The organism is Bradyrhizobium sp. LeoA1Lang, from assembly GCF_055413685.1.
Genome location: NZ_JBVAPG010000029.1, coordinates 1 through 14,108, shown reverse-complemented (window position 1 = coordinate 14,108; position 14,108 = coordinate 1). Strand labels below are relative to the sequence as shown.

Genomic DNA, 14,108 nt, shown 5'->3' with positions numbered 1-14,108 from the left:
GCCGATCAGGCACGCCGCAGCGGCGATGGCGAAACGACGGAGGCGAGCAGCACGGCGAGGATGCCGGTCAGGAAAACGCCGTCAAACGTGCCGGCGCCGCCGATCGAGGCGATCGGCGCCCCCAGGCTGCCGATCTTGTCCAGGTTGAGAATATCGGCGCCGATCAGTGTTCCGACTGAACCTGCGATATAGGCGAGCGGCGCGGCATATATACGCGAGAGCAGAAGCGCGATGATCGCGACGCTGACGACGGGCACGAACACGGGTACCGCGATGCCGATTCCCGGCACCGGCGTCGCCAGCGAATGGACGATGAAGGCGATGATGGCGGTGCCGATCGCGGCCCTGACCCAGAGCTCGTATCTGACGATCAGATAGATCGACATGAACGTCGGAATCACCGCGCCGCCGACATTCACGGCCAGGATCGTGCTGGGCGCGGTCACCAGCGGCACGACATAGCGCATGCCGAAGAAGTCGACGATCTCGCCGGATCTCACCGGCGGTCCGGACAATTCCGTGATCGGAATATTGAGATAGCTGCCGACCAGCGAACCGAACAGCAGCAGGAACGCGGCTCCCGGACTGACGCCGAGGCTCAGATAGGCATATCGGAGGATGCGGAGCTGGATCAGGATCACCAGCACCAATGCCAGGAACACCAGGATCGAAAACGATCCCGGCGTCATCGGCAGATAGTGCATCTGGCTTTCCACGATCGGCGGCTCGCGTTGTTGGGCCACTCGTTGAAGTGGGGAGCCGTCCGCGCGATCTCAAGGATGACAGTGCCCGTAGCCCGCAATCCGGGACCGGTCGAGCCGTTCGGCGAGCATCCCCCGGGTTGCGCTGCGCTCCACCCGGGCTACGAACTACGAACCGTCGATTGGCCTGCACCGCGGTCTAGCCGTAAACGGTGTTGGCGTCGGAGGGGCACATCACGAAGCTTGCGCCAGATCGGTCGGCTTCTGCTCGGCGAACTGCTTGCGCAGCGTCGGCTTGTGGATCTTGCCGGTCGCATTGCGCGGCAGCGCGTCGACGAATTCGATTGTGCGCGGGCATTTGAAGCGCGCGAGGTTCGCCGCGCAATGCGCGTGGATATCCGCCGGCGTCAGCGTTTGTCCCGGCTTCACGGCGACGATCGCCATGCCGACCTCTCCCCATTGCTCATCGGGAATGCCGATCACCGCGGCTTCGGCGACCGCCGGAATCTGGTGCAGCACATTCTCGACTTCGGCCGGATAGACGTTCTCGCCGCCGGAGATGTACATGTCCTTCCAGCGATCGACGATGTAGTAGAAGCCTTCCTCGTCGATGCGCGTCGCATCACCCGTATGCAGCCAGCCGTCGGTGAAGGAGGACGCGTTGGCGTCGGGCCGGTTCCAGTATCCCGGCGTGATGTTCGGGCCCCTGACCCAGAGCTCGCCGAGCTCGCCCACGGCGGCGTCGGTGCCGTCGGGACGCACGATCCGCACTTCCGTGTGCAGCACCGGCTTGCCGGCGGAGCCGGCCTTGCGCGCGGCATCCTCGCGGTCGAGCGCCATCACCGCGGGCGATGTCTCGGTCATGCCATAGCCCTGCTGCAGCGCCACGCCGCGCGCTTCCCACACCTTGAGTAGTGGCACCGGCATCGGCGCGCCGCCGACGCCGCCGATCAGCAGCCGGCTGAAATCGGCGCTCGCAAACGACGGATGCTGCGCCATGAACTGGTAGATCGCGGGCACGCCGAAGAAGACGTTGATGCGCTCAGCGGGATCGCTGATCAGCCGCAAAGCCTCGCCGGGATCGAAGTTGCGCATGATCAAGACGGTGCCGCCGGCATGCAGCACCGGGTTGGTGTAGCAATTCAGTCCGCCGGTGTGGAACAGCGGCAGCACGCAAAGGAATACCGAGGATGGCGAGATGTAAGCGAGGCCGCCGAGATTGACGCAATTGAAGAACGTCATGCCGTGGGTGATGATCGCGCCCTTCGGCTGGCCTGTCGTGCCCGAGGTGTACATGATGGTCGAGATGTCATCGAGCGTGACATTCTCGAATGTCTCGATCGGCGGCGCCGCTGCGATGCCTGCTTCATAGGAGCCATCAGGGCCGAGCTGCAGTGTCGACGACACGTTGGAGAGCCTGGCGACGCTGAGCGCGGTCTCGGCGAGATCGCCATCATGGATCATGACTTTCGGCGAGGCATCGCCGACGATGAACTGCAGTTCCGGGACCGTGAGGCGAGTGTTGAGCGGCAGGAATAGGGCACCGAGCCGTCCGCAGGCGAACTGCACTTCCAGCGTGTCTGATGTGTTCAGCGCCAGCACCGCGACCCGGTCACCGCGCGCGACCTTGAGCTGATCGCGCAGGTGCGCAGCCAACCTCGAGATCCTGATGTCAGATTGCGCATAGCTGAAGCGGCGGCCGCTGCCGAGGTCGACCATCGCGACCTTGTCAGGCGTCCTCCGGCCGTAATGGGCGATCCAGTCGTAGTAACGAACCGGCAAATTTCCCTCCCACGGTGGGCGGTCTGGCGCCGCCTGATCATGATCCGCAAGGGCACCAGTGGACGGGCCGGGGCCGGAATCTGTCTTGCGTTTAGTGGCTGGACCGGGGGTAGGATCGGCGCCCATTCGCCGCCGGCAGCCACTCGACGCAAGTTAGGTTGGCGATTTCCGGACATCGTTCCGGCCATAGAGAATCGACGGAGCAGAAGAATGGCGAGCCCATTCTACACCAGCGAGCACGAGGCCTTTCGCGAGGCGGTGCGCCGTTTCGTGCAGAAGGAGATCGAGCCCCACGCCCATGAGTGGGACGAGGCGGGCGAGTTTCCGCGCGAGCTCTATCGCAAGGCCTCCGAGATCGGTCTATTGGGGCTGGGCTTTCCCGAGGAATATGGCGGCGTTCCCGCCGACCAGTTCATGAAGATCGTGGCCTCGCAGGAACTGGCGCGGGCCGGAGCCGGTGGCGTCAGTGCGAGCCTGATGAGCCACACCATCGGCTCGCCGCCGATCGCGCGGGCCGCCCGTCCCGAGGTCAAGGCGCGCGTGCTGCCGGAAGTGCTGCGGGGCGAGAAGATTTCCGCGCTCGCGATCACCGAGCCGAGCGGCGGCTCCGATGTCGCCAGCCTCCGCACCAAGGCGCGCCGGGACGGCGATCATTATGTCGTCAGCGGCGAGAAAACGTTCATCACCTCGGGCGTGCGCGCCGATTATCTCACGGTCGCCGTCCGCACCGGCGGCGAGGGCGCCGGCGGCGTCAGCCTGCTTCTGATCGAGGGCGATACGCCCGGCCTGTCGCGGACCAAGCTGAAGAAGATGGGCTGGTGGGCCTCCGATACGGCGACATTGCACTTCGACGAGTGCCGGGTGCCGGCCGAGAATCTGATCGGCGACGAAGGCCAGGGCTTCAAGATCATCATGCAGAATTTCAACAGCGAGCGCATGGGCATGGCGGCGAGCTGCACGGCTTACGCCCGCGTCTGCGTCGAGGAGGCGATCGCTTATGCCAAGGAACGCAAGACCTTCGGCAAGCCGATTGCCCAGCACCAGGTGATCCGCCACAAGATCGTCGACATGGCGCAGAAGGTCGCAGCGTCGCAAGCGATGCTGGAGATGCTGGCCTGGCGGCTGGAGCAGGGCGAAAACCCGGTCGCCGAGATCTGCATGATGAAGAACCAGGCGACCCAGACCATGGCGTTCTGCGCCTCGGAGGCGGTGCAGATCTTCGGCGGCGCCGGCTTCATGCGCGGCATCAAGGTCGAGCGCATCTACCGCGAGGTCAAGGTCAACGCCATCGGCGGCGGCACCGAGGAAATCATGAAGGATCTCGCCAGCCGCCAGATGGGATTGTGACGAGGAACACACCACCGTCATGCCCGGGCTTGTCCCGGGCATCCACGTCTTTGGTCCCGCGTGACCGGATAGGCGTGGATGGCCGGGACAAGCCCGGCCATGACGGCCGACCAAGAACACCGATTGGAGCCTGAACCAGCATGATCTTCACCGCCGACCACGACGAACCCCGCCGCGCCTTGCAGAAATTCATCGCCGCCGAGATCAACCCCTATGTCGACGACTGGGAAGACGCCGGCATCTTCCCCGCGCATGAGCTGTTCAAGAAGCTCGGCAGTCTCGGTTTCCTCGGCCTCAACAAGCCCGTCGAATTCGGCGGCCAGGGGCTCGACTACAGCTATGCGCTGATGATGGCGGAAGAGTTAGGGGCCATCAGATGCGGCGGGGTGCCGATGGCGATCGGGGTGCAGACGGACATGGCGACACCGGCGCTGGCGCGGTTCGGCTCCGACGAGGTGCGGCGCGAGTTCTTGGTGCCGGCGATCTCGGGCGATCAGGTCGCCTGCATCGGCGTCTCCGAGCCCGGTGCCGGCTCCGATGTCGCCTCGATCAAGACCAATGCGCGCTCCGACGGCGACGACTATGTCATCAATGGCGGCAAGATGTGGATCACCAACGGCACGCAAGCAGACTGGATCTGCCTGCTCGCCAACACCAGCGACGGCCAGGTCCATCGCAACAAGTCGCTGATCTGCGTGCCGATGAAGAGCAAGGGCGTCACCATCGCGCGAAAGCTCGACAAGATGGGCATGCGCTCCTCCGACACCGCGCAGATTTTCTTCGATAACGTCCGGGTGCCCAAGCGCAACCGGATCGGCGAGGAAGGCAAGGGTTTCACCTACCAGATGATCCAGTTCCAGGAGGAGCGGCTGTGGGGCGCCGCCGCCTGCCTGAAGGCGCATGAGTTCATGATCAACGAAACCATTGAATATACCCGCAATCGGAAAGCGTTCGGCGGCTCGATCCTGGACAACCAGGTGGTGCATTTCAAGCTCGCAGAGATGCAGACCGAGGTCGAGCTGTTGCGCTCGCTGATCTATCGTGCCGGCGAGGCGCTGGTCGCGGGCGAGGACGTCACCCGGCTCGCCACCATGGCGAAGCTGAAGGCGGGCCGGCTCGGGCGCGAACTCACCGACGCCTGCCTGCAATATTGGGGCGGCATGGGCTTCATGAACGAAACCCCGGTGAGTCGCGCCTATCGCGACAGCCGCCTGACCTCGATCGGCGGCGGCGCTGACGAAGTGATGCTGATGGTGCTATGCAAGATGATGGGTACGCTGCCGGCTACAAAAGGAAACGCCTGAGATGGTCACGCTCTATCACTGCGAAGCCGCGCGTTCGTTCCGGCCGCTCTGGATGCTCGAGGAAATGGGATTGCCCTACGAGCTCAAGATGCTTCCGTTCCCGCCGCGCGTGTTCGCGAAGGACTATCTCGCGCTCAATCCGCTCGGCACGATTCCCTTCCTGATCGATGGCGAGACGCGGATGACGGAGTCGTCCGGCATCTGCCATTACCTTGGTACCAAATATGGCCCGACACCGCTGATCGTCGGACCCGACGAGCCGGCCTATGGCGCCTTCCTGAACTGGATGTATTTTTCCGACGCGACGCTGACCTTTCCGCAGACCCTGGTGCTTCGCTACGGCCAGCTCGAGCCGGAGGAGCGGCGCAATCCGCAGGTCGTCGGCGACTACGCCAAATGGTTCTTCGGCCGCCTGCGCGCCGTTGAGGCGGCGACCGGCAAGGCCGAGACGCTGTGCGCCGGCCGTTTCACCGCCGCCGACATCGCCATCGGCTATGCGCTGCGGCTCGCCGACAATATCGGGCTCGCCAAGGATTTCGGTCCCAATGTCGCAGCCTATTGGGCAACGTTGCAGCAGCGCGAGGCATACCAGCGGGCGGTCGCGGCGGAACGCAAGGCCGGCGCGGAGCAAAACGTCGCGCCGCGGGTGCGTGGGTAACGCGCCCGCCCCAACCGTCATTGCGAGGAGCGACAGCGACGAAGCAATCCATCTCTCCACTCGTGGTGGCATGGATTGCTTCGCGGAGCCTGTCATCGGGCGGCGCTACGCGCCGACCCGGTGGCTCGCAATGACGGCGAGAGCCGTTTCCTTGCCCCATTTGTAACGGTGACTTCAGCCGGATTTCGGCTATGGTTGGCGCCGCAGCGGCCGGGAAGAGCCGTGCGAGGAGGAACCACCATGGACGACCAGGCCCGTGAAGTAGGCCATTTGATGCTGATCACGCCGGAGCGCGTGTTCTATGCCGGACTGCTCGGCCGCCCGCGCGAGCGCTGTCCGGGCGCATTCCATGTCTATGTCGCGATCAAGGGCGGCCTGCGCCTTGCGACCAGCGACGGCCGGGAATCCTATGGCGACCTCGTCGTGACCATGCCGAACCTGCGGCATACGATCGCGAGCGACTATCGCTCGGCGATTTGCGTTGCCATCGAGCCCGAAAGCATCCGCGTCGGCGCGCTCGAGTCGTTTGCCCGGCAGTTGATGGGCCCGGAAAGCCAAGTCTTCGCCGACCGCATCCGCGCCGCCTATGCTGCGCTGGGACGGCGGCAATATAGCGACCACCTCTCGAACGCCGAGTTCGACATCATGTGCTTCGGCCAGGCGTTGCCGCAGCGTAGGCTCGACCCGCGCGTGGTGCGGGCGATCGCGCGCATCGGCAAATTCTCCGGCGAACCGGTGACGGCGGCGGATTGCGCGGCGGATGCCTCGCTGTCACCCTCGCGCTTCCTGCATCTGTTCAAGGAGGAGACCGGGATCTCGTTCCGCTCCTTCCGCGCCTGGAAGCGGGCGCGGCATCTCTTGCATTTCGCCAATCAGGACATCAACCTCGCCCATCTCGCGCAGGACATCGGCTACCCCGACTCCACCCATTTCAGCCACTCGATCCGCCGCTTCTACGGCCTGAAGCCGCGCGCGATCTTCTCCGGCTCGCGCGATCTGGCGATCTATCGGAGCAGGCAGGCAGAGCCCGAAATAGCGCACACCTGAGCCGCCACACCGGGTCGTCCCGGCGAAGGCCGGGACCCATAACCACAAATGTTTGTCGTTGGCTGAAAACGCCGGCCACCACCCTATCGATGGATTACGCGGTATGGGTCCCGGCCTGCGCCGGGACGACATGCTACCGTCAGTGCGAAAGCAGCACGGGCAGCGGCGGGTGCGACATCATGCTGAGCGTGGCGCCGCCGAGCACGAATTGCCGGAAGCGGGAGTGGCCGAAGGCGCCCATGACCAGAAGGTCGCTGTCATGGCTCGTCAGCGCCGCCTCCAGCGCGTGCGCGACTGTGCGGCCCGCGGCATCGACGGTGTCAAGGATCACCTCGACGCCGTGGCGGGCGAGATGCTTCGCAAGTTCCGGACCGGACCGCTTGGTGTCGATGCGCTTTTCGTTGGTCACTGTCACGATGTGGACGCGCTTGGCCTGCTTAAGCAGCGGCAGCGCGTCCGCGACCGCGCGCGCAGCCGGACGGCTGAAGTCCCAGGCCACCGTCGCCGTATTCAGGGCGAACGGCTTGCGGCTGGTTTGCGGTAGCAGCAGGACGGGGTGCCCGGATTCGAAAATAATCGGCTCCGCGTTCCACGCGCCGAACAGGGCATTGTCCTGGACCGGAATGATGGTGAGGTCGCGAAGGCGCGCATACTCGACCAACAGTTCGCGCTGCTCGGACGTCAGGCAGCGCTCCAGGATGCGCTCCTCGAAGACGCCGCGCTTTTCCGCGGCGGCCTGGAACGCGGCGAGCGAAGCCTCAGCCTGAAGGCGAGATTTCTCTTCATCGGTTGCAGCCATTCCGGGAACGTCGAGCAGCGCTGGGCTCAGGAAGCTGCCGGGCACGGCGACGCGGATCTTACAGGCGATCGCGGAAATCTTGGCGCCGATCGCGGCGGCGAAATCGCTCGCAAGATCGATCGCCGATGGCGGAGCCGTTTCGGGGTAGCTCGCGAGCGTCAAGAGGAGGTCTTTGTAGGCCATGTCGTGTCTCCCGGGATTTAAGGAAGCTCATAGCCCCGCCGAGGCGTCAGGATTTGATTCAGAGCAAAGGTCCGTGCGCGGTATTGCCACAGCGAACGGCCAGTCGCCGCGGCAATAGCCAGTCAACGCAAGAGGGGCCCGGCCAAATCCCGCATCATGCAAAAAACTGAGCCATTCAAACACCTTGGACGGGATGCATGAGCGACAAGGCCGTTATCACCTGCGCGCTGAACGGCGTGCTGACCGATCCAAAACAGCACAACGTGCCGGTGACGCCGGAACAGATGGCGCGCGAGGCCAGGGCGGCCTTCAATGCAGGCGCCAGCATCATGCATATCCATCTGCGCCAGCAGGCACCTAGCAAGGGCCATCTGCCGTCCTGGGAGGTCGGCGTCAGCAAGGAGATCCAGCAGGCGATCCGCGAAGCCTGCCCGGGTGTCATCATCAACCACACCACGGGCACCTCGGGTCCGAACTATCAGGGCGCGCTCGATTGCGTGCGCGAAACGAAGCCAGAGATCGCCGCCTGCAACGCCGGCTCGCTGAACTATCTCAAGGTCAAAGCCGACAACACCTGGGCCTGGCCGCCGATGCTGTTCGACAATGCTGTCGAGAAGGTGCAGGACTATCTCGACGTCATGAAGGACGCCGGCACGATTCCCGAATTCGAATGTTTCGACGTCGGCATCGTGCGCTGCGTCGGCATGTACCGGCAGACCGGCATGTATTCCGGCCCGCTCGAATATAATTTCGTGATGGGCGTCGCCTCGGGCATGCCGGCCGATCCGGAATTGCTGCCGATCCTGTTGAAGCTGAAGGCGCCGGACGCGCATTGGCAGGTCACCGCGATCGGCCGCGGTGAGATCTGGCCACTGCACCAGCGCGCCGCCGATCTCGGCGGGCACCTGCGCACCGGTCTGGAAGACACCTTCTATCTGGCTGATGGCACCAAGGTGACCTCGAACGGCCAGTTGATCGAGGCGATCACAGCCTGCGCGCGGAAGGCCGGGCGCGAGATCGCCAGCCCGGCCGAGGCGCGGCAGATGTTCGGGGTGAGGCACTGAGCCGCCACGCCGTCATTCCGGGGCATCGCAAAGCGATGAGCCCCGAATCCATTTCGCCGCAAGCGCATGCGGTCCAATGGATTCCGGGCTCAGCCCTGCGGGCTGCCCCGGAATGACGGCTGGTCGAGGGGAGGGAACCAAATGGACAATCTCGCAGCAACCGGCGGCGTGCCGGGTCCGGGGCAGATCGGCCGGGTGGCGATCGGCGATCTCCTTAAGCGTGCGGCGCGGCGCTTCCCGGATCGCGTCGCACTCACCGACGGCGCGCGTCAGGTCACCTTCACCGAGCTCGAGCGTGACGCCAACCGCTTTGCCAACTACCTCGTGCAGCGTGGCCTGAAGCCGGGCGAAAAGATCTCGACGATCTGCAACAATTCAGTCGAATTCGTCAAAGCGCTGTTCGGCATCCATCGCGCCGGCCTGGTCTGGGTCCCGATCAACACCATGCTCGGGCCATCGGACATGGATTACATCCTCGGCCATGCCGAAGTCCGCTTCGCGCTGATCGACGACAATCTGCATGCCCAAGCCGAACGCCGTGCGGCGCTGGAACAGCGCGGCATCGAGATGGTCGCGATCGATCTTGCCGGAAAAGTCGCGGCGACCGGCCTCGAGAATTTCAACGATCTCATCGAGGGCCAGTCCAACACCGAGCCCGAGATCGAGATCAACGACCGCGATCTCGCCATGATCATCTACACCTCCGGCACGACCTCGCGGCCGAAGGGCGCGATGCACTGCCATCTCGCGGTGGTGATGGCGGTGATGAGCAATTGCGTCGAGATGCAGCTCTCGCGCGATGACGGCATCACCGGCCAGTTTCCGCTGTTCCACTGTGCCGGCCATGTACTGCTGCTCAGCTATCTCTCGGTCGGCGGCCGGATGGCGCTGATGCGCGGCTTCGATCCTGTGGTCTGCATGGAGGCGATCGTCCGTGACAAGCTCACCGTCTTTGTTGGGCTGTCGCTGATGTACCAGGCGATCCTCGACCATCCGCGGCGGCGGGAGTTCGATCTTTCCGGCTTGCGCTGCTGCATCTACACCATGGCGCCGATGGGCAAGCCGCTGCTCGAACGCGCCATCGCCGACCTCTGCCCGAACTTCGTGCTTTCCAGCGGCCAGACCGAAATGTATCCGGCGACCACGATGTCGCGGCCGGAAGTGCAGCTTAATCGTTTTGGCAATTACTGGGGCGAGTCGCTTGTTGTCAACGAGACCGCGATCATGGACGACAATGGCAATCTCTTGCCGCGCGGCGAGATCGGCGAGCTCGTGCATCGCGGGCCGAACGTGATGATGGGCTATTACAGGGATCCGAAGGCGACCGAAGAGGCGCGCAAGTTCGGCTGGCATCACACCGGCGACCTCGCGCTGATCGACGAGAATGGCGAGGTGCTGTTCCTCGACCGCAAGAAGGACATGATCAAGTCCGGCGGCGAGAACGTCGCGTCCGTGAAGATCGAGGAGACGCTGCTCGCGCACCCCGCCGTGCAGAACGCCGCGGTGGTCGGCCTGCCGCACCCGCAATGGGGCGAAGCCGTTTCCGCCTTCGTCAAGCTGAAGCCGAACGCCGTGGCTGACGAAGCTGACATCATCGAGCATTGCCGAAAGCATCTCGGCGGCTTCCAGGTGCCGAAACTGGTGCGTATCCTTGACGAGATGCCGATGACGGCGACCGGCAAGCTGCGCAAGGTCGAGCTGCGGCAGGCGTATGGTGAATATTTCTCGGAAGCGAAAAGCGCATGATGCTTACCAGGAACATCCCTGTCATTCCGGGGCGCGCGAAGCGCGAGCCCGGAATCCATTTCTCCACAAGCGTCTGCGGCCCGATGGATTCCGGGCTCGCCCCAAGAGGGGCGCCCCGGAATGACGGCGTGAGTTGATCCATGGCCATCATCGAAAACACCATCTCGCCCTTCAGCGCCGCGTTTCAGGCCAATCGCGACGGCATGCTGGCGCTGATCTCCCGGATGCGGGCGCTGGAGGAGCGCACCCGCGCCGCATCCGCGGCCGCAAAGGAACGCTTCCACAAGCGCGGGCAGCTCTTGCCGCGCGAACGCGTGGCGCTGGTGCTCGATCCAGGCTCACCCTTCCTCGAACTCTCGACGCTCGCCGGCTACATGTTCGACGTCGCGGACGCTGAGAAAAGCGTGCCCGGCGGCGGGCTGATCGCAGGCATCGGTTTCGTCTCCGGCATCCGCTGCATGGTCAGCGCCAATGATGCCGGCATCGATGCCGGCGCGCTGCAGCCCTATGGCCTCGACAAGACGCTGCGGGTGCAGGAACTCGCGCTGGAGAACAAGCTGCCCTATGTGCAGCTCGTCGAAAGCGCCGGTGCCAATCTCCTGCGCTACCGCGTCGAGGACTTTGTCAGAGGCGGCAACATCTTCCGCAACCTCGCGCGGCTGTCGGCGGCCGGCTTGCCGGTGGTCACGGTGACGCATGGATCGTCCACCGCGGGCGGCGCCTATCAGACCGGGCTCTCCGATTACATCGTGATGGTGCGCGGCCGCACCCGCGCCTTCCTCGCCGGGCCGCCGCTCCTCAAAGCCGCAACCGGCGAGATCGCGACCGAGGAGGAGCTTGGCGGCGCCGAGATGCACACCTCGATCTCCGGCCTTGGCGATTATCTGGCAGAGGACGACCGCGATGCGATCCGGATCGCGCGCGACATCATGTCGGGTCTCGAATGGGACCGGCCGAAGCCCGCGAGCGCGTCGTTCAAGCCGCCGCGCCATGATGCGGAAGAATTGCTCGGCATCATGCCGATGGACCACAAGCGTCCCGTCGACATGCGCCAGGCCATTGCCCGTTTCATCGACGACTCCGATTTCACCGAGTTCGGCGCCAATTATGGTCCGGCCACGATCTGCGGCCATGCCCGCATCGAAGGGCAGGCGATCGGCATCATCACCAATAACGGCCCGCTCGATGTGCCCGGTGCCAACAAGGCGACGCATTTCATCCAGGCCTGCTGCCAGTCGCGCACGCCGCTGCTCTATCTGAACAACACCACCGGCTACATGGTCGGCAAGGCCTATGAGGAGGCCGGCATGATCAAGCACGGCTCCAAGATGATCCAGGCGGTGACCTCGGCGACGGTGCCGCAGATCACGATCTATTGCGGCGCCTCGTTCGGTGCCGGCAATTACGGCATGTGCGGCCGCGGATTCCATCCGCGCTTCTGCTTCTCCTGGCCCAACGCCAAGACCGCCGTGATGGGCGGCGAGCAGGCCGCCGAGACCATGGCGATCGTCACCGAAGCCGCTGCCGCCCGCCGCGGCAAGCCGGTCCCGAAGGAGAGACTGGACGCGATGAAGGCCGAGATCATCGGCGTGTTCGACGGCCAGATGGACGTGTTCTCCACCAGCGCGCGCGTGCTCGACGACGGCGTGATCGATCCGCGCGACACCCGCAGCGTGCTCGCCGAGGTGCTTGCGATATGCCGCGAGGCGGAAGCGCGCAATCCTCAGCGTATGCAGTTCTCGGTGGCGCGGCCATGAGTCGTGAAGGGGGCGGGATGTTCTACAGGATCCTGATTGCCAATCGGGGCGAGATCGCGCTGCGGATCATGCGCACCGCGCGGCAGCTCGGCTACGGAGTGGTCGCGGTTTATTCCGACGCCGACCGCGATGCACTGCATGTACGTGAGGCCGATCACGCGGTGCGTATCGGCGAGGCGCTGCCGTCGCAATCCTATCTCAAGATCGATGCGATCATTGCCGCCGCCAAGGCCAGCGGAGCCGGCGCTGTGCATCCCGGCTACGGCTTCCTCGCCGAGAATGAGGAGTTCGCGCGGGCCTGCCGCGACGCCGGGCTTGTCTTCATCGGCCCGTCGCCAGAGGCGATCCGTGCGATGGGCAACAAGGCCGGCGCCAAGGAGATCATGCAAAAGGCCGGCGTGCCCTGCGTGCCCGGCTACCAGGGCGCCGACCAGAGCGACGAGATCATGCTGGCGGAAGCGAGGCGCATCGGCTTTCCCGTGATGATCAAGGCGGTCGCCGGCGGCGGCGGGCGCGGCATGCGGCAGGTCACAGACGTGGCGTCGTTCCCGGATGCGCTGCGCAGCGCTCGCTCGGAGGCGCTGGGTGCATTCGGCGATGCAACGGTTATTCTCGAGCGCGCGATCGTCGATCCCCGTCATATCGAGATCCAGGTGTTCGGCGACCGCCATGGCAATGCGATCCATCTCGGCGAGCGCGACTGCTCGGTGCAGCGGCGGCACCAGAAGCTGATCGAGGAGGCGCCGTCGCCAGCGGTGTCGCCCGAGTTGCGGGCGCGGATGGGCGCGGTCGCGGTCCAGGCAGTGAAGGCGCTCCGATATGAGGGCGCAGGCACGCTGGAATTCCTGCTCGACGGCAATGGCGATTTCTACTTCATGGAAATGAACACGCGCCTGCAGGTCGAGCATCCCGTCACCGAGGCGATCACCAGGCTCGATCTGGTCGAACTGCAGTTGCGCGTCGCCCGCGGCGAGCCGCTCGGCGTGGAGCAGGAAGACATCACGTTCTCCGGCCACGCGATCGAGGTACGGCTGTGCTCGGAGGATGCGGACCATGATTTCATGCCGCAATCGGGCCGGATGGCGCGCTGGCAGATGCCGGAACGCGTTCGCGTCGAGCATGCGCTGCAATCGGGTTCCGAAATCCCGCCGTTCTACGACTCCATGATCGCCAAGATCATCAGCCATGGCGCCGACCGGCGCGGAGCGCGCAGCAAGCTGATCGTCGCGCTGGAGCAGGTCGAGGCCTTCGGCGTCACCACCAACCAGGGATTTTTGATCTCCTGCCTGCGCCATTCAGCCTTTGCTAAGGGTGAGGCGACGACGTCATTCATCGCCGCGCATCGCAATGAGCTGCTGGCGCCGCGCGCGAACGAGGGCGCGGAGGCGGCGCTCGCGGCGCTGCTTCTCTACGTCACCAATCCGCACGCGCCGCCGTGGCGGAGCGGCCGCTCGCTTGCCGCGACGTTTCCGCTCGGATTGCGCATCGATCTCGGCCGCGGCCTTCGCGAAGTCGAGATCGTGCGCGAGCGCGACGGCTCTTATGTCGCCGATGTCGCGGGACACAAGCATCGTTTCGAGATCGACGAACTCGGCCTAGTGGTTCATCACAGTGATTTTGACGTTTTGATACCGAGCCATTCGAGGATCGGCAAGTTTTCGGGTGGCAGGAGAATCTCGATGCTTCGGGGAACGCCGGGCTGACGGCGAATGAAGCCGTT

11 protein-coding genes are annotated in these 14,108 nt (G+C 64.7%); 8 read left to right on the top strand and 3 right to left on the bottom strand.

Annotation, left to right across the window (positions count from 1 at the left end; genetic code table 11):
- Positions 1-5 precede the first annotated feature (5 nt).
- Entirely contained in the window at positions 6-716 is a 711-nt protein-coding gene (locus ACZYOF_RS12860) for a DUF1614 domain-containing protein (protein WP_463715971.1), read from the bottom strand.
- A 219-nt stretch (positions 717-935) separates the two neighbouring features.
- On the bottom strand, positions 936-2,483 hold the full coding sequence (locus tag ACZYOF_RS12855) for an acyl-CoA synthetase (protein WP_463715970.1): 1,548 nt from the start codon (positions 2,481-2,483) through the stop codon (positions 936-938).
- A 210-nt stretch (positions 2,484-2,693) separates the two neighbouring features.
- On the opposite strand from ACZYOF_RS12855, the gene ACZYOF_RS12850 reads away from it, so the two are divergent.
- From ACZYOF_RS12850 to ACZYOF_RS12835, 4 genes are all read left to right on the top strand, one after another.
- The gene (locus tag ACZYOF_RS12850; protein ID WP_463715969.1) at positions 2,694-3,830 is read left to right on the top strand and encodes an acyl-CoA dehydrogenase family protein; all 1,137 of its coding nucleotides are present in this window, start codon (positions 2,694-2,696) and stop codon (positions 3,828-3,830) included.
- Positions 3,831-3,970: 140 nt separating this feature from the next.
- Positions 3,971-5,134: an acyl-CoA dehydrogenase family protein gene (locus ACZYOF_RS12845; protein ID WP_282528135.1), complete on the top strand. Its 1,164-nt coding sequence runs from the start codon at positions 3,971-3,973 to the stop codon at positions 5,132-5,134.
- Position 5,135: 1 nt separating this feature from the next.
- Positions 5,136-5,792 (top strand): glutathione S-transferase family protein, encoded by a 657-nt coding sequence (locus ACZYOF_RS12840; protein ID WP_130581967.1) that lies wholly within the window; start codon positions 5,136-5,138, stop codon positions 5,790-5,792.
- Positions 5,793-6,032: 240 nt separating this feature from the next.
- Entirely contained in the window at positions 6,033-6,839 is an 807-nt protein-coding gene (locus ACZYOF_RS12835; RefSeq protein WP_463715968.1) for a helix-turn-helix domain-containing protein, read from the top strand.
- A 139-nt stretch (positions 6,840-6,978) separates the two neighbouring features.
- Here ACZYOF_RS12835 and ACZYOF_RS12830 read toward each other — a convergent pair whose 3' ends face one another.
- The gene (locus ACZYOF_RS12830) at positions 6,979-7,821 is read right to left on the bottom strand and encodes a universal stress protein (RefSeq protein WP_463715967.1); all 843 of its coding nucleotides are present in this window, start codon (positions 7,819-7,821) and stop codon (positions 6,979-6,981) included.
- 197 nt (positions 7,822-8,018) lie between these two features.
- Between ACZYOF_RS12830 and ACZYOF_RS12825 the strand changes: the two genes are divergently transcribed.
- The 4 genes from ACZYOF_RS12825 to ACZYOF_RS12810 all read left to right on the top strand — a co-directional run bounded on the left by ACZYOF_RS12825 (position 8,019) and on the right by ACZYOF_RS12810 (position 14,091).
- Positions 8,019-8,885, top strand: coding sequence for a beta-keto acid cleavage family enzyme (locus ACZYOF_RS12825; RefSeq protein WP_463715966.1), 867 nt, complete (start codon positions 8,019-8,021; stop codon positions 8,883-8,885).
- Positions 8,886-9,026: 141 nt separating this feature from the next.
- The gene (locus ACZYOF_RS12820; RefSeq protein WP_463715965.1) at positions 9,027-10,631 is read left to right on the top strand and encodes an AMP-binding protein; all 1,605 of its coding nucleotides are present in this window, start codon (positions 9,027-9,029) and stop codon (positions 10,629-10,631) included.
- A 140-nt stretch (positions 10,632-10,771) separates the two neighbouring features.
- Positions 10,772-12,388, top strand: a complete 1,617-nt coding sequence (locus ACZYOF_RS12815) for an acyl-CoA carboxylase subunit beta (protein WP_463715964.1) — start codon at positions 10,772-10,774, stop codon at positions 12,386-12,388.
- Positions 12,385-14,091 carry an acetyl-CoA carboxylase biotin carboxylase subunit gene (locus tag ACZYOF_RS12810; RefSeq protein WP_463715963.1) on the top strand — a complete coding sequence of 569 codons (1,707 nt, stop codon included), beginning with the start codon at positions 12,385-12,387 and terminating at the stop codon, positions 14,089-14,091. The genes ACZYOF_RS12815 and ACZYOF_RS12810 overlap by 4 nt, the downstream gene beginning before the upstream one ends.
- Positions 14,092-14,108: the final 17 nt, after the last annotated feature.